We start from the raw sequence: 21,393 nt of genomic DNA, 5'->3' as shown, positions 1-21,393 counted from the left end.
TCCTTGTCGCGGGTCTCTAGGGGGTGTCAGGCCGTGGCCTCGCTGCGCTCCTCGGCGCGCGCCGGGCGGATCTGGCCGCGCTCCTGCACGAAGACGATGTGCTCGTCGGGCTGGTCGCTGTTGATGAAGCTGCGAAAGCGCTGGCGCACTTCGGGCGTGGTGACGGCGGTCTTCCACTCGCACTGGTAGGTGTCCACCACATGCTGCATCTGGGCCTCGAGTTCGGCGCCCAGGCCCAGGCTGTCGTTGACCACCACGTCCTTGAGGTAGTCCAGGCCGCCTTCCAGGTTTTCGCGCCAGGTGCTGGTGCGCTGCAGGCGGTCGGCCGTGCGCACGTAGAACATCAGGAAGCGGTCGATGAGCTGCAGCAGCCTGTCCTTGGACAGGTCGGAGGCGATCAGCTCGGCATGGCGCGGCTTCATGCCGCCGTTGCCGCAGACGTAGAGGTTCCAGCCCTTGTCGGTGGCGATCACGCCCACGTCCTTGCCCTGGGCCTCGGCGCATTCGCGCGTGCAGCCCGAGACGCCGAACTTGATCTTGTGCGGCGCGCGCAGGCCCTTGTAGCGGTTTTCCAGCTGCACGGCCAGGCCCACGCTGTCGTCCACGCCGTAGCGGCACCAGGTGGAGCCCACGCAGCTTTTGACAGTGCGCAGCGACTTGCCGTAGGCATGGCCGGACTCGAAGCCGGCCGCGATCAGCTCCTCCCAGATCAGTGGCAACTGCTCCACGCGCGCGCCGAACAGGTCCACGCGGGCGCCGCCCGTGAGCTTGGTGTACAGGCCGTATTTCTTGGCCACCTGGCCGACGGCGATCAGGCCGTCCGGCGTGACTTCGCCGCCGGGCATGCGCGGCACCACGGAGTAGCTGCCGTCCTTCTGGATGTTGCCCAGGTAGTAGTCGTTGCTGTCCTGCAGGCTGGCCAGCTGGGGCTGCAGCACGAACTCGTTCCAGCACGAGGCCAGGATGCTGGCGGCCAGCGGCTTGCAGACATCGCAGCCCAGGCCCTTGCCGTGTCGGTGCAGCAGCTCGTCGAAGGTCTTGATGCCGCCCACACGCACCAAGTGGTACAGCTCCTGGCGCGAGTGCGGGAAATGCTCGCAGACATGGTTGTTGACGGCCATGCCGCGCCGGGCCATCTCGGCCTTCATGACCTGGGTGGCCAGCGGCACGCAGCCGCCGCAGGTGGCGCCGGCCTGGGTGCAGGACTTGAGCTCGGCCATGGTGCAGGCGCCTTCGCCCACAGCCGCGCAGATCTGCGCCTTGGTGACGTTGTTGCACGAGCAGATCTGCGCCGTGTCGGGCAGGGCGTCCACGCCCAGCCCGGGCCTGGCCTTGCCGTCGCTGGAGGGCAGGATGAGGAACTCGGGCTCTTCGGGCAGCGCGATGCTGTTGAGCGTCATCTGCAGCAGCGTGCCGTACTCATCGGCATTGCCCACCAGCACGGCGCCCAGCAGCTGGCGGCCGTCCTCGCTGACCACGATCTTCTTGTAGACCTGCTTGCGCTCGTCGATGAACTGGTAGTTGCGGCTGCGCGGCGTCTTGCCCTGTGCGTCGCCGATGCTGGCCACATCCACGCCCATGAGCTTGAGCTTGGTGCTGAGATCGGCCCCGCCGAAGGCGGCCTCGGCCTCGCCCGCAATGTGGCGTGCCGCCACGCGCGCCATGTCGTAGCCGGGTGCCACCAGGCCGAAGGTCTGCTCGCGCCAGGAGGCGCATTCGCCAATGGCGTAGACGCTGCGGTCGCTGGTGCGGCAATGGTCGTCCACGGCCACGCCGCCGCGCGGGCCTATGGCCAGGGCGCATTGGCGGGCGATCTCGTCGCGCGGGCGTATGCCGGCGGAGAAGACGATCATGTCCGTCTCCAGGTGCGTGCCGTCGGCAAACACCATGCGGTGGCGTGCCGTGGCGCCGTCGGTGATCTCCAGCGTATTGCGGCCCGTGTGCACCTGCACGCCCAGGTCCTCGATCTTGCTGCGCAGCACGCGGCCGCCGCCGTCGTCCACCTGTACGGCCATCAGGCGCGGGGCGAACTCGACCACATGGGTCTCCAGGCCCAGGTCGCGCAGGGCCTTGGCGCATTCCAGGCCCAGCAGGCCGCCGCCCACCACCACGCCGGTTCTGGAGCGCGCGGCCGATGCCTGCATGGCCTCCAGGTCCTCGATGGTGCGGTAGACAAAGCAGTGCGGCCGGTCGCGCCCCGGCACGGGCGGCACGAAGGGCGCCGAGCCCGTGGCCAGCACCAGCCTGTCGTAGGGGATGACTTCGCCATCGGCCGTGGTCACGGTGCGCTCGCGCCGCTCCACGGCTGCCGCCCTGGCCGCCAGGCGCAGCGTGAAGCCGCTGGCCTCGAAGAAGCCGGGCGCCACCAGGCTCAGGTCCTCGGCGCTCTTGCCGGAGAAGAATTCCGACAGGTGAACACGGTCGTAGGCGGCGCGCGGCTCCTCGCACAGCACAGTGACGTTCGCGTCTGCCACGCCCAGGGCATGCAGCTGCTCGAGAAATTTGTGGCCCACCATGCCGTGGCCGATCACAACGATGTTCATCTGGCGTCCTGCGTTGCGCATCCAGTGTTTTGCGGGCCGCAGGCCAGGGCCGGCGGGTCAGGGCTGCCAATGCAAGTGCCGTGCCAGCACCGCTGCGCGGTGCCTGCCCGTGGTGCACGCTGTCTGGTGCGCAGACAGCGTGCACCGCAATGCGCCCGCCGCACCGCGCAGGGGCGGGGTGCGCCGTGGTGGTGCGTCAAGTGCGATCAAGTGCGCCAGGTCCGCCAGGTGCGCCAGGAACGCTGGGTACGTCAGGCGCGAGGCAGTCCCTGCGCGCGGCTGCGCCAGGCCTCGGGCGCGCAACCGAATTGCGCAGCGAACCAGCGCGTGAAGGCGCTGTGGCTGGCATAGCCGAGCATGGCGGCGACCTGGCCCACGCTGTAGTGGGGATGGTCCAGGTAGCGCAGGGCCAGTTCGTGGCGCACTTCGGTCAGCAGCTCGCTGAAGCTCAGGCCTTCGCGGTCCAGTTCGCGCTGCAGCGTGCGCAGGCTGCGCCCCATGCCCTGCGCCACGCCTGCGCAGGTGGCGTTGCCCGAGGGCAGCAGCAGGTAGATGACCCGGCGCGCCTGATGGCCCACGGAGGCGGCACGGTGGGCCGGCATGGCCTCCACCAGCCGCAGCGCATAGCGCGCCAGCGCGGGGTCGGCCAGCGGGTTGGGCTCGTCCAGGTCGGCGGCGCGGCAGGCGATGCCGTTGAACTCGGCGCCGAACGTGATGCGGCAGCGGAACATGCGGCGGTGCTCGGACAGGTCGGCCGGTGGCGCGTGGCTGAAGCTGACGCCCTGCGGCCGCCAGCGCTCGCGCAGCAATGCCTCGCACATGCGCCACAGCACGCCGATGGCCAGTTCCACGGACTGGCGCATGGCGCCGTGCAGGACGAAGTCCTCGCGCAGGATGACGATGTCCCCTGCATCCTCCAGGTGGATCAGCAGCGATTCGTTGACCAGGTGCATGTGCGCGACCAGCGTGTCCAGCGCATGGCGCAGCGTGGGCTGGTGCTGCAGCAGCAGGCTCACGGCGCCGAAGCTCGACAGCTGGCGGTGCCGGGCCATGCGCAGGCCCAGGGACTCGCAGCCCGTGGACTGGGCCGCGTCTTCCAGCAGGCGCGCGACGATGGCCACGTCGATCAGCTGGTCCTGCTCGCGCAGCAGCGCGGGCCGCAGGCCGGCCTGGCGCAGTGCCTTGTCGGGGTCGCCGCCCAGTTCGCGCATGACGTCCGAAAAATGGGTCAAGGCCGCCGCGCGCACCATGGTGACCATGCTTGCCCTCCTGTCAGTCCGTGGCCTGGTGGCACGAAATGCAAAGAGGATGGCATGGCTTGCATAGTCCGCGGAACCGGGTTTTCCTACATTGCAGAGACCGGCCCCACGCCGGGCGGACCGTGCCGCCACGGGCCTTCACAACAATGACAGGAGACAGGCATGCGCATAGAGCCCATGACATGCGCCATCGGCGCCGAATTGCTCGGCGTGCGGCTGGCCGACGCGGTGCGCGACGACGCGCTTTTCTCGGAGATCCGGGCAGCGCTGCTGCGCCACAAGGTGCTTTTCCTGCGCGACCAGGGCCTGGCGCGCGCCGAGCACGTGGCCTTTGCGCGGCGCTTCGGCGAGCTGGAGGACCATCCGGTGGCCGGCAGCGACCCCGAGCATCCGGGCCTGGTGCGCATCTACAGGACGCCCGAGCAGCCCAACGACCGCTACGAGAATTCCTGGCACTGCGACGCCACCTGGCGCGAGGCGCCGCCCATGGGCTGCGTGCTGCACTGCGTGGAATGCCCGCCCGTGGGCGGCGACACCCTGTGGGCCAACATGGCGCTGGCCTACGAACGCCTGCCGGACGCCGTCAAGGCGCTGATCGCGCCGCTGCGCGCGCGCCACAGCATCGAATGCACGTTCGGTGCGGCCATGCCCATCGAAAGGCGGCTGGCGCTCAAGGCCCAGTACCCCGATGCCGAGCATCCCGTGGTCCGCACCCATCCCGAGACCGGCGAGAAGGTGCTGTTCGTGAACGGCTTCACCACGCATTTCACCAATTTCCATACGCCCGCCAATGTGCGCGTGGGCCAGGACTTCACGCAGGGCGCCTCCGGCCTGCTGCAGTACCTGATCGGCCAGGCTGCCATCCCCGAGTACCAGGTGCGCTGGCGCTGGCGGGCGGGCAGCGTGGCGATCTGGGACAACCGCGCCACCCAGCACTACGCGGCCATGGACTACCCGCCCAGCCACCGGAAGATGGAGCGCGCGGGCATCGTCGGCACGCCGACCTTCTGAACCACGATCACGACACAAGGAGACATGCCATGAACTTTCTCGACGGCCACCTGTTCCCCGAAAACCAGCAGCCCCTGATCATCACGGCCGCGCCCTATGCGCCCTCGTGGCTGCCCTCGGACTTTCCCGGCGAGATCGCCGTGACCATGGAAGAGCAGATCCAGAAGGCCGTGGACTGCTACAACGCCGGCGCCACCGTGCTGCACCTGCATGTGCGCGAGCTGGATGGCAAAGGCAGCAAGCGCCTGTCGAAGTTCAACGAGCTGATCGCCGGCGTGCGTGCGCGTGTGCCCGAGATGATCATCCAGGTGGGCGGATCGATCAGCTTTGCTCCCGAGACGGACGGCGCGGCCGCCAAGTGGCTGTCCGACGACACGCGCCACATGCTGGCCGAGCTGGAGCCCGTGCCCGACCAGGTCACGGTGACCGTCAATACCTCGCAGATGAATTTCCTGGAGCAGTTCGATGCGCGCGACATACGCGGCACCTCCATGGAGGACCCGGCCGTCTTCAATGCCTACAGGGAGATGACCGTGCCCGCCCAGCCCGGCTGGGCCGAGGAGCACATCCGGCGCCTGTCGGCCGCCGGCATCCAGAGCGCCTTCCAGTGCTACAACATCAACAGCTTCGAGTCGGTGGAGCGGCTCATGCGCCGCGGCATCTACAAGGGCCCGCTGGTGATGAACTGGGTGGCGATCGGCGGCGGCATGGACGCGCCCAGCATCTACAGCCTGGCCCACTTCGTGCGCGCCGTGCCCGACGGCGCCGTGCTCACCGTGGAAAGCTCGGTGCTCAACGTGCTGCCCGTGAACATGATGGGCATCGCCATGGGCCTGCATGTGCGCTGCGGCACCGAGGACAACCTCTGGAACCAGCGCCGCACGGCCAAGATGGGCACGGTGGCGCAGATCGAGCAGCTGGTGCGCATCGCAGGCGAGTTCGGCCGCCCCATTGCCACGGCGCAGCAGGCGCGGGAGATCTGCCGGATCGGCCAGTTCTACGGCACCGTGGACGAGACGCTGGCGGCCAACGGCTTCGCGCCCAACCGCAACGGCGCCCAGCAGGGATTTCTGCGCAAGGCCGCCTGAACCGGGAGCCCATGATGCAACGCATGCCCCTCTGGACGGCCATCGCCCTGGCCGCCTCGCTGCTGGCCGGTGGCGCCCACGCCTTCGGCGACAAGCCGGTCCGGCTCATCGTGCCGGCGCCGCCCGGCGGCACCATCGATGTGTTCGCGCGCATCATCAGCGACCAGCTGGCGCAGGAGATACGCCAGCCCGTCATCGTCGAGAACCGGCCCGGCGCTGGTGGCGCCATCGCCGTCAAGCACATGCTGTCCCAGCCGGCCGACGGCAGCACGCTGCTGGTGACGGTGACCAACATCCTCACCGAGGTGCCCCATGTGCTCAAGGTCGGCTTCGACCCCATGAGGGACGTGCGGCCCGTGGCGCAGATGGCGCGCTCGGTGATGCTGTTCATCGCCTCGCCGCAGTTTCCCGCGCGCGACGGGGCCGAGGCCATCGCCTACGTGAAGGCCCACCCGGGCACGCTGTCGTTCGCCTCGTACAGCCAGGGCACGGCCTCGCAGTACGCGGGCGCCATCCTCAACAGAAGGGCCCACCTGGACATGGAGCATGTGGCCTTCCCTGGCTCGGCCCCCGCGCTGGCCCAGGTCATGGGCAACCAGATCCCGCTGATGTTCGACGGATCGGTCACCTCCAAGCCGCTGATCGCGGGCGGCAAGGTCAGGCTGCTGGCCGTGGCCTACAAGAGCCGGCTGCCCGACTACCCGCAGGTGCCCACGCTGGCCGAGCTGGGCTACCCCGAGGTGGATTTCAGCAACTGGAGCGGCGTGTTCGCCTCGGCGCAGACGCCGCGCCCGCTGCTGGAGAAGATCCACGGCGCGCTGGCCCGGGTCAACGCCCGCAAGGCCGTGCGCGAACGCTATGCGGGCACGGGCTTCGAGCCCGTAGAAGGCGATCGCTCGCTGGAGCAGATGTCCACCGACCTGCGCACCGAGTTCGACCGCAATGCCGAGATCGTCCGGAACTTCGACATCCGGCTCAACTGATGCAGGGCGCCTCACGCAGGCGCTACACAAGGAGACTCCATGGCAAAGGCCATACGCTTTCATACCACCGGCGGCCCCGAGGTGCTCAGGCTGGAGCATGCCGAGGCCGGCGCGCCGGGACCCGGCCAGGCGCGCGTGCGCCACAGCTTCATCGCCGTCAACTTCATCGACATCTATTTCCGCACGGGCCGCTATCCGCTGGCCCTGCCCAACGGCCTGGGCTCGGACGCCGTGGGCGTGGTCGAGGCCGTGGGGGAGGGCGTGACCGAAGTGCGGCCCGGCGACCGCGTGGGCTACCTGATGGGCCCGCAGGGCGCCTACAGCGATGTGCGCGTGATGCCGGCCGATGTGCTGATCCCGCTGCCCGACGGCATCAGCGACCGCACGGCGGCCACGCTGATGATGAAGGGCATGACGGCGCAGTACCTGTTCCGCCAGGTCCATCCGCTGCAGGGGGGCGAAACCATCCTCTACCACGCGGCGGCCGGCGGCGTGGGGCTGATCGCCTGCCAGTGGGCGCGTGCCCTGGGCGTGACCATGATCGGCACGGTGAGCACCGACGAGAAGGCCGCCGCCGCGCGCGCCAACGGCTGCGCCCACGTCATCGTGACCTCGCGCGAGCGCATCGTGGACCGCGTGATGGAGATCACGGGCGGCAAGGGCGTGCCCGTGGTCTATGACTCGGTGGGCAAGGACACGCTCATGGATTCGCTGGACTGCCTGCAGCCGCGCGGCCGGCTGGTCAGCAACGGCACCTCGTCGGGCTCGGTGGTGGTGGACTCCCAGCTGCTGGCCGCCAAGGGTTCGATCTGGATGACGCGGCCCGCGATGGTGCACTACATCCAGCCGCGCGCCCACATGCTGGAGATGGCGCGCGAGCTGTTCGACCATGTGCTGGCCGGGCGCATCGCCAGCGAGCCCCAGCAAAGCTTTGCGCTGGCCGATGCGGCCCAGGCGCACCAGGCGCTGGAGTCGCGCCGCACCACGGGCGCGACGGTGCTGATTCCCTGAAATGGACCTGCCATGCAGACCCCTGCGCTCCATGCCATCGGCACCGCGGCCGCAGGCCGCAGGCCCGTCACCTGCGGCCTTATCCGCAGTGCCAGCCTGCATGGCTATGCCGACCTGGTGAAAAGCCTGGGCCATGATCCCGCCGTCCTTGTGCGCGCGGCGGGACTGTCGGCGCGCCTGCTCGACGACCCGGAGACGCTGATTCCCATCCATGCCGTGCGCGAGCTGCTGGAGGTGGCCGCGCGCACCACGGGAACGCAGGATTTCGCGCTGCGCCTGGCGGCGCGGCGCAGCCTGTCCCACCTGGGCCCCATCAGCCTTGTGCTGCAGCAAGAGCCCACGCCGCGCCAGGCGCTGGACACGCTGTGCCGCTACCTCAAGCTGCTGAGTGCAGGCATGTTCGTACGCATTGAGGACGCGGGCTCCGGGGTGCTGGTGCGCCAGGACCTGGTGCCCATCGCGGGCATGGCCATGCGCCAGTCCATGGAGCTGGCGGTGGGCGTGATGTTTCGCGTGCTGCGCGAGCTGATCGGTGCCCAGTGGCGCCCGCAGCAGGTCAGCTTCGTACACCGCGCACCGGCCGATGCATCGGCCCACCGTGCCTTCTTCGGCGTGACCCCTTTGTTTGACCAGCCTTTCAACGGCATGGTCTGCCGCCTGGCGGACCTGCAACTGCTGCGCGAATGCGGCCAGGCGCAGGGCTCGGGCGTTGCGCGCTTTGCGCGAAGCCATCTGGAGCAGGCGCTGCGCAGCCGGGGCGAAGGCATGCAGGCGGCCTGCAGGGAGCTGATCATTGCATTGCTGCCGGGCGGCCGCTGCACGGCCCAGCAGGTGGCGCGCCACCTGGGAATGGACCGCCGCACGCTGCACCGCCGCCTGCTTGCGGAGGGGCAGACTTTCTCTGCGCTGCTCGACACCCTCCGCAGGGAACTGGTGCTGCGCCATCTGCAAGACGGTGGCCAGCCCCTGGGCGAGGTGGCGGGCCTGCTGGGGTTTGCCGCGCCCAGCGGCTTTTGCCACTGGTTCCGGGCCGCTTTCGGCGCCAGCGTCTCGGACTGGCGCAGGCGGGGGCAGGGACGGGTTGGCGAGGCCTAGTGCGTCAGGCGGTCTTGCGCAGAAATCCCTGGTTGCCGCCGTTGCGGTTGGGCGCGAAGCCGTTGGCCGCCAATGTCTCTTCGGGGGTGTCGTAGAACACGCCAATCTTGCTGATGGCGCGCGCCTGTTGCGCCGTGGCGATGGGGCGGCCGAACTCGCGCGCGATGCGCACCAGCTGTTCGATCTGGGAGACCGTGCTGGCCTTGGCGCTGCGCGACTGGTTCCACAGGCAGTCCTCGGTGCCGCAGCGCACGTGCAGGCCCATGGCGATGCCCATCATGTTCACGGGCAGCACGTTGCGCACATTGCTTTCCACGGTGAGCACGGCGCCGTCGGGCACGGCGCGCACGAAGTGGGCCAGGCTGTAGATGCTGGGCGCGTCCATGCCGCCGCCGATCGCCACCCAGTTCATCACCAGCGGGCCCTTGTAGATGCCGCGGCGCATGAGCCGCTCCACCGACTCGAAGCTGTTGATGTTGTAGCACTGGAAGGCGCTCTGGATGCCGGCGGCGGACAGGCGCCGGATGTGCTCCTCGGCCCAGCCGGGCTGGGCGGGCACGGTCATCTCCTTGTAGGCGTCGAAGATGGCGGGATTCTCGCGCGAGGTGCCCCTGAAGTCCGCGTCCTCGGCCTGCTCCGTCACGTTCATCTGCGAGGTATTGACGGTCACCGTGACCTGGTCGGGCACGGGCTCCAGCTCGGCCAGCATGTGGCGCGTGTCATCGGACAGCCACTTGGCGGCCGCGCCGTCCGTCTCGGGAGCAAAGCTGATCGATCCGCCCACCTGGATGATCATCTCGGGCACACGCGCACGCACGCCGGCGATCAGCTCGTTGAACTTCGACAGGCGCTTGCTGCCTTTGCCATCCAGCTCGCGCACATGCAGGTGCAGCACGGTGGCGCCGGCGTTGTAGCAGTCCACGGCCTTCTGGATCTGCTCGTCCATGGTCACGGGAATGTCTTCGGGGAAATCGCCGGGCAGCCAGCCCGGCGCATAGGGGGCTGCCGTGATGATCAGGGGCTGCTGGTTTTCGGGGAACAGGTGGCCATCGAGAAAATTCATGGGACGCTCCGGTGGGTGGGGGTGAGGGGTAGGTGTGGGAAGAGTCTGTGCAGGGCCTCAGCGCGGGATGTCGCCGACGATGCCCGCGCGCTCCATGCGGCGGGGCGCCGGGTAGTAGTCGTTGAGCGCGTAGTGCTGGGTGCTGCGGTTGTCCCAGACGGCCACGTCGCCGGGCTTCCAGGACCAGCGCACCTGGTATTCGGGAATCGTGGCGCGGCTGATCAGGTAGTTCATCAGCAGCGCGGCGCCGGGCGCCTTGTCTATGCCGTGGCGCACGTTCTCGGGCGTGCTGTAGTTGACGAAGTGGGTGCTGAAGCCCGCGCCCACGAACAGCAGCTTCTCGCCGGTCTCGGGGTGGGTGCGCACCACGGGATGCTCCACGGGCGGGTGCTCGCTGGCCAGCCGAGCGCGCGCCTCGGGCGCCATCACGGCACCGAAGGTGTGCTCTATGCCGGCCTTGGCGCGCAGGCCGTCGATGCTGCGCTTGATGCTCTCGGGCAGCTCCTCGTAGGCCTTGACCATGTTGACCCAGATGGTGTCGCCGCCGATCGGCGGGCACTCTATGCAGCGCAGCACCGCGCCCATGGCCGGGTTGGGGCGCCACAGGCCATCGCAGTGCCAGGTGTTTTCGTAGCTGTGCGGATCGTCGCTGCGGTAGATGCGCACCAGGCCAGGGTGCTCGGGATCGCTGCCTGCCACGGGATGGTCCTCCAGTGGGCCGAAGCGGCTGGCAAAGGCCACATGTTCGGCGCGCGTGATGTCCTGGTCCCGGAAGAACAGCACGCGATGGGTCAGCAGCGCGGCGCGGATGTCCGCGAACAGTGCGGCGTCGCGTGCGGCATCGCCGAGATGGATGCCGGATATTTCGGCGCCGATGGCGGGGGTGATCTGTCGGATCTGCATGGTCGGTGTTTCCCTGGAAGTCAGTTCGCGGTGATCTGGTATTTCTTCACGATGCCGGCGTTGCGCTCGGACATCTGGCGTGTCTCGCGCTGCAGTGCGGCGGTGTCGGTGAGCACCTCGGGCTCCAGCCCCACGTCGGAGAGTTTTTGCTGCACGGCCGGCGCGCTGGCCGCTTTCCCGATGGCGGCGCGCAGGCGTTCCATGGTTTCGGGCGGCAGGCGGGCCGGCACGATCAGGCCCACCCAGCCGCGAAACTGCAGCTCGGGGTAGCCGAGTTCGGCGGTGGTCGGCACCTGGGGCAGGTGGCGCGAACGCCGGGGGCCGGAAAACGCGTAGGCACGCAGCTTGCCGGCCCTGATCAGGGGCACCGAGGTCAGCATGCCGTCGAACATGACGTCCACCTGGCCGCCCAGCAGGGCCTGCACGGCCGGCGACGAGCCCGCGTAGCCCACGTGCTGCAGGTCCAGGCCCGCCTTGTCGCTGAGGATCAGGCCGGCGTAGTGCGACACGGTGCCGGGGCTGTAGCTGGCAAAGCTGGTCTGGCCTTTGCGTGCCTTGAGCTGCGCGAGCAGCTCCTGCATGTCCTGGGCGGGCTGGCTGGCCCCGGCCACCAGCACCACGCCCGAGCGGGCCAGCGAGGCCAGGGGCACCAGGTCCTTGAGCGGATCGAACGGCATCTTGATCACATGGGGGATCTCGGCCAGCAGATTGCTTGCGCCCACCAGCAGCGTCTGCCCGTCGGCGGGCGCCTGCAGCAGGGTCTGCATGCCCAGCAGGCCGCCCGCGCCCGGGCGGTTGTCTATCACCACGGCCTGGCCTGTTTCAGACGCGAGCTGCTGGCCCACGACGCGCGCCACGATGTCCATGGTGCCGCCCGGCGGTGCGGGCACGATGAGCCTGAGCGGCTGGCGGCTCCAGGCCGTGCCGGCGATGGCGATGGCGCAGCCCGCGAGCAGCGTGGCGATGGCGTGGGGCAGTCTCATGTCCGTGTCTCCTTGTTCCGTGTTCTGGCATCCAGTATCGAAAGCCCGCTGTCCCGGGAATTGCCATTGGGGGACAGGCATTTGCCTTGTTGGGACAAATCCATGGCAACCCTGACCAGGGCAACCCGCGCATGTCGTGAATTGCAAAGCCGTTGGCATGAACTGCCAAGAAGCGGCGCGATGGCTTTCCTAGAGTCGATTCGTGGCGCAGGACCGCGCCAGCCCCCACGATGAACAGGAGACCCCCATGCCCCGACTTCACCCCCATCCCTGCGGCCTGCACGCGCTGGGCCTGCTGTGTCTGGCAGGCGCGGCCGCCGCCCAAGCGCCCACCTCGGTCACGCTGTTCGGCGTGATGGACGCCGGCATCAGCCGCTACAGCGTGCGCAGCGATTCCTGGGACGCGGGCCCCGCGCGCTCGGCGCGGCAAAGCACCTGGGCGCTGTCGCCCTCGGGCAACCTGGCCAGCCGCATCGGCATACGCGCCAGCGAAGACCTGGGCGGCGGCCTCATGGCCGGCCTGTGGCTGGAGGCGCCGGTGGCCAATGACACGGGCGGCGGCGCGCTCAACTTCGGGCGGCGCGCCACCATCAGCCTGTCCGGGCGCCTGGGCGAGCTGCGCATGGGGCGCGACCACACGCCTTCGTTTCTGAACGACTGGGCCTTCGACCCCTTCACCGTCAACGGCGTGGGCACCAACCTGATCGCCGTGGTCAACAGCAACCTGGCCATCGCCCGCGCGCTGGCCACGGGCGGCCTGCTGGGCGGCGGGCTGTCGGCGGGCACGGACACCTATCTGCGCGCAGGCAACTCCATCGGCTACTTCCTGCCGCCGGGCCTGGGCGGCGTCTACGGGCAGGCCATGTACGCCTTCCCCGAGAACAGCTCGAAGCGGGGGCGCTACGCGGGTGCCCGCATCGGCTGGGCCATGGGGGCGGCCGATGTGGCGCTGGGCTATGGCGAGAACACCCTGGGCACCTCGGGCGCCGGCGCGGAAAAGATCCGCTCGTTGAACCTGGGCGGCTCCTATGACTTCGGCCCCGTCAAGCTTTTTGGCGAATGGTCCGGCGTGCGCAACGAGCGGCGCGACGCCGGCACGCTGGCCGCCATCAACGACCGCTACCTGGGCGTGCTGGCCGGCGTGAACATCCCCGTGGGCCAGGGGGCGCTGCGCGCCTCCTATGCACGTGTGCAGTTCAGGAATGGCCAGGGCCTGGCCGACGGCGATTCCTCGGTGAACAAGCTCGCCCTGGGCTATGTGCACCCGCTGTCCAAACGCACGGCGCTGTACGCCACGGTGTCACGCATCAGCGTGGGCAACGGGCGCAACAACCCGGGCGTGATGGGCGTGACGCCGCTGGTGGTCAGCAACCCGGCCATCCTGCCCCAGCCCGGCTACCTGACCACGGGCGGCATGCAGCCGGCCGGCGCGCTCGGGCTGGACCTGGGCCTGCGGCTGATGTTCTGAACGGCCGCGCCAATAGTCCTGAGCGGCCGTGCCAATAGCCGTGGCGCCCGGGTGCCCATCTTCGCCTGCGCTAATCTGCGCGGCATGAATGGATCTTCTGCATGGACCTTGGGTTGGCGCACCCTGTGGCGCGACCTGCGCGCGGGCGAGTTGCGCCTGTTGATCGTCGCCGTGATGCTGGCCGTGGCCGCGCTCAGTTCGGTGGGCTTTTTTGCCGACCGGCTGCAGGCGGGGCTGCAGCGCGATGCGCGCCAGCTGCTGGGCGGCGACGTGGTCGTGGTCGGCGACAACCCCACGGCGCCGGCCTTTGCCGAGCGCGCACGCGCCGAAGGGCTGCAGGCCCTGGAGACATCCAGCTTCCCGACCATGGCGCGCGCCAGCGACGCGCAAGGCGGCATGAGCCGCCTGGTGGCGCTCAAGAGCGTGCCCGAAGGCTATCCGCTGCGCGGCAACCTGCGCGTGGCCGATGCCCCCGGCGCGGCCGACCGGGCCACGCGCGAGATACCGGCGCGGGGCGAGGCCTGGGTCGATGCGCCGCTGCTGGAGTCGCTGGGCATAGGCGTGGGGGACATGCTGCTGCTGGGCGACGCCCAACTGCGCGTGGCGCGCATCATCTCCATCGAGCCCGACCGGGGCGCGGGCTTCATGAACTTTGCGCCGCGCGTGATGATCACCTCCGCCGACCTTGCCGCCACAGGCCTGGTGCAGCCGGCCAGCCGCATCACCTACCGCCTGGCCGTGGCCGGCGCGGGTGATGGCTCCGAGGCGGCCGTGCAGCGCTACCGCGTCTGGGCCGAGCAGCAGGCCAAGGCGCCCGGCGTGCATGGCGTGCGCGTGGAGTCGCTGGACAGCGGCCGCCCCGAGATGCGCCAGACGCTGGACCGCGCCGAGAAATTCCTGAGCCTGGTCGCCCTGCTGGCGGCGCTGCTGTCGGCCGTGGCCGTGGCCCTGGCTGCGCGCGGCTTTGCCAACAGCCACCTCGACGCCTCGGCCATGCTGCGCGTGCTCGGCCAGAGCCAGCGGCGCATTGCAGGGGCCTATACGGTGGAGTTCGTGCTGGTCGGCCTGGCCTCCAGCGCCGCTGGCGTGCTGCTGGGCTGGGCCATCCACCATGTCTTCGTGCTGCTGCTGGCCGGGCTGGTGGAAACCGCCTTGCCCGCACCGGGCCTGTGGCCTGCCGCCTTCGGCGTGGGCATGGGGCTGACCCTGCTGCTGGCCTTTGGCCTGCCGCCCGTGCTGCAGCTGGCGCGCGTGCCGCCGCTGCGCGTCATGCGCCGCGACCTGGGCGCGCTCAAGCCTGCCTCGGTGGTGGTGCTGGCCGTGGGCGTGGCCGGTTTTGCGGCCTTGCTGCTGGCGGCCAGCCGCGACATCAAGCTGGGCCTGATCGCCGTGGGCGGCTTTGCCGTGGCCGTGCTGCTGTTCGCGGCCCTGGGCTGGCTGGCCGTGCAGGTGCTGCGCCGCCTGGTGCACGAGAGCACGGCGCCGCGCTGGCTGGTGCTGGCCACGCGCCAGATCGCCGCGCGCCCCGCCTATGCCGTGGTGCAGATCAGCAGCCTGGCCGTGGGGCTGCTGGCGCTCATGCTGCTGGTGCTGCTGCGTACCGACCTCATCGGCAGCTGGCGCCAGGCCACGCCGGCCAATGCGCCCAACCGCTTCGTCATCAACGTGCAGCCCGAGCAGGCCGACGGTTTCCGCGCGGCGCTGGACAAGGCTGGCGTCACCTCCTATGACTGGTTCCCCATGATCCGGGGGCGTCTGGTCACCGTCAACGGCAAGCCGGTCAGCCCCGACGACTTCAGCGAAGACCGTGCCAAGCGCCTGGTGGACCGGGAGTTCAACCTCTCCACCACGGCGCAGGCGCCCGCGCACAACCTGATCACGGCGGGCACCTGGACGCCTGGCGCCAAGGGCGAGATCAGCGTGGAGGACGGCATTGCCGAGACCCTGGGCCTCAAGCTCGGCGACACGCTGGGCTTCGACGTGGGCGGCGTGCCCAGCGAGGCGCGCATCACCAGCCTGCGCAAGGTGGACTGGGGATCGATGCGGGCCAACTTCTTCGTGATCTATCCCGTGGACCACCTGGACGACGTGGCCGTCAGCTACCTGGCCGCCTACCGCGCGCCGGACGTGGCGGGCTTCGACAACGCCCTGGTGCGCGAGTTTCCCAACATTACCAACGTGGACCTGAGCACCACGCTGGCCCAGGTGCAGCGCGTGCTGGACCAGGTGATACGCGCGGTGGAGTTCCTCTTCGGCTTCACCCTGGCAGCCGGCCTGGTCGTGCTCTTCGCCGCCGTCACCGCCACGCGCGAGGAGCGCGCCCGCGAGTACGCCATCATGCGCGCCGTCGGTGCCCAGGCCCGGCTGCTGGCGCAGGTGCAGCGCGCCGAGCTGGCGGGCGTGGGCCTGCTGGCGGGTTTCCTGGCCAGCTGCGCGGCCGGTGCCGTGGGCTGGGCCCTGGCGCGCTGGGTGTTCGAGTTCAACTGGACCGTGCCCTGGTGGGCTCCGCTGGCGGGGGCTGTTGCCGGGGCCTTACTGGCCTGGATGGCGGGGTGGTGGGCGTTGCGGGAGGTGTTGAGGAGGCCTGTGATGGATACGTTGAGGCAGGTGGCTGAGTAGGTCTTTGGGTTCTGTTTTTTGTCCCTGCCGGGTGGTTGTTTTTCGAGGCCGGGGTTCGGCCCGGCGGCCGACCTACTTTCTTATCGCGCGATAAGAAAGTAGGCAAAGAAGCGCGCCCCAAACTGCCCACGACCCCTTCGCTTCGCTACGGGGCGACCTGCGTTGGGCGGGATGCGGGGTGCGCCGTGAAACTCGTTACGCGCTGCGCGCTTCACTCAAACATCACGGCGAGCTAGACAACGAAGCAAGCCTGTCCTTCGGCAGGCTTGCCACCCCGCATCCCGCCCAACGCAGGCGTGGACAGAAGGGGGGGAGGCTGGGGAACAGCCAACAGCCAACAGCCAACAGCCAACAGCCAACAGCCAACAGCCGGCGCCATCACTGCGTTCGGCTTCAAACCAGGGGCCGAGCGAAGCGAAGGCCCGGGCAAACTCCCCGTATGTCAGCGCCTGCGGCGTGGTGGTTGCGGGGTTGCAGTCCTGCCGAAGGACAGGACTGCTTCGTGATCTGACTCGCCGTGATGTTTGAACGTAGCGCGCAGCGCGAAGAGAGTTTCACGGCGAACCCCGCAACTGCCACGACGCAGGTTGCCCGCAGCGAAGCGGAGGGTCGCGGACATTCGGGTCGCCTTCTTTGATCTGACCTTTCTTGGCGAATCAAGAAAGGGCAGTCGGCTGCCGGGCCGAGACCCGGCCTCGAAAAACAACCACCCGGCAGGGGCAGAAACGAGCAACAGCAGGGACAAGAACGAGCAACAGCAGGGGACGGCCCCGTTCAAGACTCCTTGAACAGCCTCTCCCCCACAAAATCCACAAACGCCCTCACCTTAGGCGACAACTGCCGACTCGACGCCCACAGCGCCGAAAACTGCCCCGTGTGCGTCAGGTCCTCCGCCAGCACCCGCTGCAGTTCGCCACGCCCCAGTGCATCCCGCGCCAGGAAGTCCGGCATATAGGCCAGCCCCATGCCCGCCACGGCCGCGCCCAGCATGGCTTCCATGTTGTTGCAGACCAGGGCGGCGGGCAGGTGGGGCGGCATGCCGGGCAGCACCCACTCTTCCAGCTTGCCGCTGCTCAGGAAGCGGTAGCGCAGGCAGCTGTGCTGTGCCAGTTCGGCGGGGGATTGCGGTATGCCTCGTGCCGCCAGGTAGGCGGGCGAGCCGGCCAGGATGAAGCGGAACGGCCCCAGCCGGCGCGCTACCAGGCGCGAGTCGGCCAGTTCGCCGCTGCGGATGACCACGTCCAGGCCGGCCTCGACCACGTCCACCAGGTGATCGTTGAAGTCCAGGTCCAGGTCAACCTCCGGGTACAGGGCCTGGAACTCGGGCAGCACGGGCAGCAGGAAGCGGTAGCCGATGGTGGGCAGGCTCACGCGCAGCCGTCCGCGCGGCGCCTCGGCGGCGGCCTGCATGGTGGCGCGCGCATCGTGCAGTTCATCCAGGATGCGGCGGCAGCGCTCATGGAACAGCGCGCCTTCCTGCGTGAGCCGCACCTGGCGCGTGGTGCGCTGGAACAGGCGCAGGCCCAGTTGCTGTTCCAGCCGCGCCACGTTCTTGCCGACGGCCGAGGCCGAGATGCCCAGGGCGCGCCCGGCCTCGGCAAAGCTCAGCAGGTCGGCTGCACGCACAAAGGATTCGAGTCCGCTGAAGCTGTCCATGTCGATTGCCAACCTGGGATTGGGAGTGTGGGGAGTCTGGCGCCTATTTTCACGGCATTGCAGCGCTTTTATCGTTCATGCATGCCTGGCCATGTGCGGCCGGGAAATTGCGAAAGCCTTGCCAACCATGTCCTCCTGCCTGACTTCTTCCCGCGCACCGGGTGCGCTCCACGGCACAGCGCGACCGCATGCATCCCCGGTCTGGGTGCTGTTGTCGGTCTGCCTTGCAGCGCTGGCGATGCCGCTGAGCTTTACCGGGCCGGCCGTGGCCCTGTCTGCGCTGCGCGAGGCGCTGGGCGGCGGGCCGCTGGCGCTCAACTGGGTGACGAATGCCTTCATGCTGAGCTTTGGCGCCACGCTGATGGCGGCCGGCGCGCTGGCCGATCTGCACGGGCGGCGGCGCGTTTTCCTGGCCGGGCTGGGCGTGGTGCTGGCCAGTGCGCTGGCCCAGGCCTGCCTGGGCGGGCAGGGGGCCATCGTCGTGTTCAACCTGCTGCGTGCGCTGCAGGGCCTGGGCGCGGCGGCCGCGCTGGCGGGCGGCACGGCGGCGCTGGCCCAGGTGTTCGACGGGACGGCACGCATGCGTGCCTTCAGTGGCGTGGGCACGTCGTTCGGCGTGGGCCTGGCCTTCGGTCCGTTGCTGTCGGGCTGGTTGCTGGGCGTGGCGGGCTGGCGCGGCGTGGTGCTTTGCGTGGCCGCCGTGGCGCTGGCCGCGCTGGTGCTGGGACTGCGCTGCATGCCTGAGTCGCGCAATCCGCAGGCGCAGCGGCTGGACCGGGCCGGTGCGCTGCTGTTCACCGCAGCCCTGGCGCTGCTGACCTGGGGCGTGCTGCAGGGGCCGGAGGCGGGCTGGTCCAGCGCTGCAACGCTGCTGCCGCTGGCCGGCGCCGCGCTGGCGCTGGCGGCCTTTGTGGCCGTGGAGCGGCGCGTGCAGCAGCGCACGGGGCAGCCCATGCTGGACCTGTCGCTGTTTCGCTATCCGCGTTTCGTTGGCGTGCAGTTGCTGGCGGGCGCGCCGGCCTATGCCTTCGTGGTGCTGCTGGTGCTGCTGCCGGTGCGCTTCATCGGCGTGGAGGGCATGGCGCCGCTGCAGGCGGGGCAGCTGATGTTTGTGCTGTCCCTGCCCATGCTGTTCGTGCCGTTGCTGGCGGGCTGGCTCACACGCTGGATCTCGGCCGCGCTGCTGTGCCTGGCGGGGTTGCTGGTGTGCGCGGCGGGCCTGCTGTGGCTGGGCGGGTGCGCGCCGGGCACGGCCTTTGCGCAGATGGCGCCCCCGCTGCTGCTGATAGGCCTGGGCATCGGGCTGCCCTGGGGTTTGATGGATGGCCTGGCCGTGAGCGTGGTGCCCAGCGAGCGCGCGGGCATGGCCACGGGCATCTTCAGCACGGTGCGCGTGGCGGGGGAGGGCATTGCGCTGGCGTTGGTGGGCGCGGGCCTGGCGGCACTGCTGTCATGGCGGCTGTCGGCACTGGCTGCCCCACTGGCGCCGCAGGCGCTGGCGGCCACCGGCCCGGCCGCGCAGTTGCTGGTGACGGGGGATCTCGCCGGCGCGCTGTCGCTGCTGCCCGGCCTGCCTGCATCGGCCGTGCTGGCCGCGTATGGCCAGGCCTTTTCCACCTTGCTCGATGTGCTGGCTGGCATCACCGTGCTGACGGCGCTGGGCGTGTATGCCTTCTTGCGGGCCGGCACGCACGCAAGCACGGACATGGCACATGCCTGACAATCGCGGGTTTCACTCAGCCGCCAGCCGCTTCCAGTCATGTCCGAGGAATCCCAGAACAACGCGCCCCAGACCCCCTATGAATGGATCGGCGGCGAGCCCAGGGTGCAGGCCCTGGTGGACCGTTTCTACGATCTGATGGACCTGGAGCCCGGCTATGCCGAACTGCGTGCCGCCCATGGCAGCACGCTGGCCGACGCGCGCCAGAAGCTGTTCTGGTTCCTGTGCGGCTGGCTGGGCGGCCCTGACCATTACCAGGATCGCTTCGGACACCCGCGCCTGCGCATGCGCCACATGCCGTTTTCCATCGGCATCCTGGAACGCGACCAGTGGGTGGCCTGCATGGACCAGGCCATGGGCGAGACCGGCGTGCCCGAGGAGCTGCGCGTTCGCCTCAAGGCCAGCTTCATGAACACGGCCGACTGGATGCGGAACCGGTAGCAGGTGGCTGCCCCCGGCGCTGCTGAAAAAAAGGGCCGGCCCCTGCGGGAGGCCGGCCCAAGCAGCAATCGGAGCCGGTGTCAGAGCTTCTCGTCGCGCATGTAGTACCAGTGGTACAGGAACCGCTGCCCCAACCGGCGAAACGGCGCAAACGCGGGCGAACGCACCATGTTGAAGACGTTCGGATACTCCAGCTCCGAGTTGTAGATGGGCAGCTCGAAGGTCTTGCTCTGGCGGCCTGCGATGCGCTCGGCCATGCGACGGCCCGCGTGGGCCGAGAAGGAGACGCCGTTGCCGCCATAGCCCACGGCGTAGAAGATGCTCTGGGCCGGATCGGGCTGGAAGACGCGCGGCATCATGTCGTGGCTCACATCGACCCAGCCCCACCAGGAGTAGTCGATGGTGATGCCCTTGAGCGCCGGGAACTTGCGGTGCAGGCCGTCCACCAGTTTGGCCATGTGGATGGGGTTGGGCGCATCGGCACCCGTGACGGCGCTGCGGCTGCCGATCTGCACGCGGTTGTCGGGCAGGCGGCGGTAGTAAAAGCGCAGCGTGCGCGTGTCGGTGATGACCTGGGTGGTCTTGAAGCCGGTGGCCTCCAGCTCCTGCTCGGTCAGCGGCCGCGTGACCAGCGAGTTCGAGAGGATGGGCATGATCTTGGAGCGCAGGCTGCCATGCAGGGCGTTGCTGGTGTAGCCGCCCGTGGCAAAGCCCACGGCGCGCGCCCGCACGGTGCCGCCGGGCGTGCGCAGGTGGTGCACGCCGTTGCGCGTCTCGACGCCCAGCACCGGGCTGGCCGGGTGCACCTTGACGCCCAGCTCCCGCGCCTTGCGCAGGTAGCCGAAGGCCAGCTTGAGCGGGTGCACGCCGATGCCGTCGGGCTCGTGCATGGCGCCATGGCTGTCGGCATCGTTCACATAGTCGCGGCGCAGCTCCTCGGGGCTGAGCATGCGGGCGTCGTAGCCGAAGACCTCGCGCATGATCTGGGTCTCGTTGCGCAGGAAATCGAGCTTCTTTTCGCGGTGGGCGATGTAGAGGTGGCCGCCGGGCTGGGGCTCGCACTCGGGGAATTCGGCCACCAGGTCCTTGAAGGTCTGGAAGCCCTCGCGGATCTCGGCGTCGAGCTTGAGCGCCACGTCCTTGCCCCAGCGTGCGATCCACTGCGAGCGGTACAGGCGCCCGCTGGCGTTCTGCCCCTGGCCGCCATTGCGGCTGGTGCAGCCCCAGGCGGTCTGGTTGGCGTCCAGCACCACGGCGCGTATGCCGTGCTCGCGCGCCAGGAACAGGGCCGTGGCCAGGCCCGTGAAGCCCGAGCCGACGATGGCCACGTCCACGTCCATGTCGCCGGTGACCGGGCCGTCATCGTCTGGCGGGCGTCCCGCCGTGCCGACCCAGTAGGTGGGCGCATAGCCCGTGCCGTGGCCCGGGTTGGCAGCCACCAGCGGGTCGTACTGAGGGTCGTAGGGACGCAGGTGGCTGGGGCGGATGTCCTCGGCTTTCATGGCGGATGTCTCCTGGTGCGGCGGCTTGGGATCTGCCGCTTTTTGCTA

At 69.3% G+C, this 21,393-nt stretch carries 16 protein-coding genes; 9 read left to right on the top strand and 7 right to left on the bottom strand.

Features of this window, described 5'->3' with window-relative positions; translation table 11 throughout:
• Window positions 1-26: 26 nt before the first annotated feature.
• Together nirB and U6958_RS27255 are read right to left on the bottom strand one after the other, a co-directional pair.
• A complete protein-coding gene (gene nirB / locus U6958_RS27260; RefSeq protein WP_074923674.1) occupies window positions 27-2,543 on the bottom strand; it encodes a nitrite reductase large subunit NirB in 2,517 nt (838 codons plus the stop codon).
• A gap of 251 nt (window positions 2,544-2,794) precedes the next feature.
• A complete protein-coding gene (locus U6958_RS27255; protein ID WP_016450063.1) occupies window positions 2,795-3,802 on the bottom strand; it encodes an AraC family transcriptional regulator in 1,008 nt (335 codons plus the stop codon).
• A 162-nt stretch (window positions 3,803-3,964) separates the two neighbouring features.
• Here U6958_RS27255 and U6958_RS27250 point away from each other — a divergent pair, with 162 nt between their 5' ends.
• Genes U6958_RS27250 through U6958_RS27230 form a run of 5 tightly spaced genes read left to right on the top strand, consistent with a single transcriptional unit; the run spans window position 3,965 to window position 8,990 of the window.
• Complete coding sequence (locus U6958_RS27250; RefSeq protein WP_016454322.1) at window positions 3,965-4,813, top strand: TauD/TfdA family dioxygenase; 849 nt, start codon at window positions 3,965-3,967, stop codon at window positions 4,811-4,813.
• A 29-nt stretch (window positions 4,814-4,842) separates the two neighbouring features.
• Window positions 4,843-5,901, top strand: coding sequence for a 3-keto-5-aminohexanoate cleavage protein (locus tag U6958_RS27245; RefSeq protein WP_350337293.1), 1,059 nt, complete (start codon window positions 4,843-4,845; stop codon window positions 5,899-5,901).
• A 14-nt stretch (window positions 5,902-5,915) separates the two neighbouring features.
• Window positions 5,916-6,884, top strand: coding sequence for a tripartite tricarboxylate transporter substrate binding protein (locus tag U6958_RS27240; protein ID WP_047326123.1), 969 nt, complete (start codon window positions 5,916-5,918; stop codon window positions 6,882-6,884).
• 39 nt (window positions 6,885-6,923) lie between these two features.
• On the top strand, window positions 6,924-7,895 hold the full coding sequence (locus tag U6958_RS27235) for a quinone oxidoreductase (RefSeq protein WP_074924423.1): 972 nt from the start codon (window positions 6,924-6,926) through the stop codon (window positions 7,893-7,895).
• Between the two features lie 12 nt (window positions 7,896-7,907).
• Complete coding sequence (locus tag U6958_RS27230) at window positions 7,908-8,990, top strand: AraC family transcriptional regulator (protein ID WP_046240896.1); 1,083 nt, start codon at window positions 7,908-7,910, stop codon at window positions 8,988-8,990.
• Between the two features lie 4 nt (window positions 8,991-8,994).
• Here the strand turns inward: U6958_RS27230 and U6958_RS27225 are convergent, their stop codons facing one another.
• From U6958_RS27225 to U6958_RS27215, 3 genes are read right to left on the bottom strand one after another with little or no spacing between them, the layout of a single operon-like run.
• The gene (locus tag U6958_RS27225) at window positions 8,995-10,053 is read right to left on the bottom strand and encodes a 3-keto-5-aminohexanoate cleavage protein (RefSeq protein ID WP_252653118.1); all 1,059 of its coding nucleotides are present in this window, start codon (window positions 10,051-10,053) and stop codon (window positions 8,995-8,997) included.
• A 57-nt stretch (window positions 10,054-10,110) separates the two neighbouring features.
• Window positions 10,111-10,956 carry a TauD/TfdA family dioxygenase gene (locus tag U6958_RS27220; protein ID WP_016450763.1) on the bottom strand — a complete coding sequence of 282 codons (846 nt, stop codon included), beginning with the start codon at window positions 10,954-10,956 and terminating at the stop codon, window positions 10,111-10,113.
• 20 nt (window positions 10,957-10,976) lie between these two features.
• Window positions 10,977-11,939, bottom strand: a complete 963-nt coding sequence (locus tag U6958_RS27215; RefSeq protein WP_074924158.1) for a tripartite tricarboxylate transporter substrate binding protein — start codon at window positions 11,937-11,939, stop codon at window positions 10,977-10,979.
• A gap of 247 nt (window positions 11,940-12,186) precedes the next feature.
• Between U6958_RS27215 and U6958_RS27210 the strand changes: the two genes are divergently transcribed.
• Window positions 12,187-13,407 carry a porin gene (locus U6958_RS27210; protein ID WP_043781105.1) on the top strand — a complete coding sequence of 407 codons (1,221 nt, stop codon included), beginning with the start codon at window positions 12,187-12,189 and terminating at the stop codon, window positions 13,405-13,407.
• Between the two features lie 84 nt (window positions 13,408-13,491).
• Window positions 13,492-16,026: an ABC transporter permease gene (locus U6958_RS27205; protein ID WP_074924161.1), complete on the top strand. Its 2,535-nt coding sequence runs from the start codon at window positions 13,492-13,494 to the stop codon at window positions 16,024-16,026.
• A 774-nt stretch (window positions 16,027-16,800) separates the two neighbouring features.
• On the opposite strand, the gene U6958_RS27200 is transcribed toward U6958_RS27205, so the two are convergent.
• Window positions 16,801-17,682: a LysR family transcriptional regulator gene (locus tag U6958_RS27200; protein WP_047473008.1), complete on the bottom strand. Its 882-nt coding sequence runs from the start codon at window positions 17,680-17,682 to the stop codon at window positions 16,801-16,803.
• Between the two features lie 205 nt (window positions 17,683-17,887).
• On the opposite strand from U6958_RS27200, the gene U6958_RS27195 reads away from it, so the two are divergent.
• Complete coding sequence (locus tag U6958_RS27195) at window positions 17,888-19,402, top strand: MFS transporter (RefSeq protein WP_074924155.1); 1,515 nt, start codon at window positions 17,888-17,890, stop codon at window positions 19,400-19,402.
• A gap of 39 nt (window positions 19,403-19,441) precedes the next feature.
• On the top strand, window positions 19,442-19,843 hold the full coding sequence (locus U6958_RS27190) for a group II truncated hemoglobin (RefSeq protein ID WP_047325961.1): 402 nt from the start codon (window positions 19,442-19,444) through the stop codon (window positions 19,841-19,843).
• A gap of 80 nt (window positions 19,844-19,923) precedes the next feature.
• Here the strand turns inward: U6958_RS27190 and U6958_RS27185 are convergent, their stop codons facing one another.
• Window positions 19,924-21,345, bottom strand: a complete 1,422-nt coding sequence (locus U6958_RS27185) for an FAD-binding oxidoreductase (RefSeq protein ID WP_012203944.1) — start codon at window positions 21,343-21,345, stop codon at window positions 19,924-19,926.
• Window positions 21,346-21,393 lie beyond the last annotated feature (48 nt).

The sequence above is a fragment of the Delftia lacustris genome, assembly GCF_040267515.1.
GTDB classification, from domain to species: Bacteria; Pseudomonadota; Gammaproteobacteria; order Burkholderiales; family Burkholderiaceae_C; genus Comamonas; species Comamonas tsuruhatensis.
This window is presented reverse-complemented; position numbering and strand designations above follow the sequence as displayed.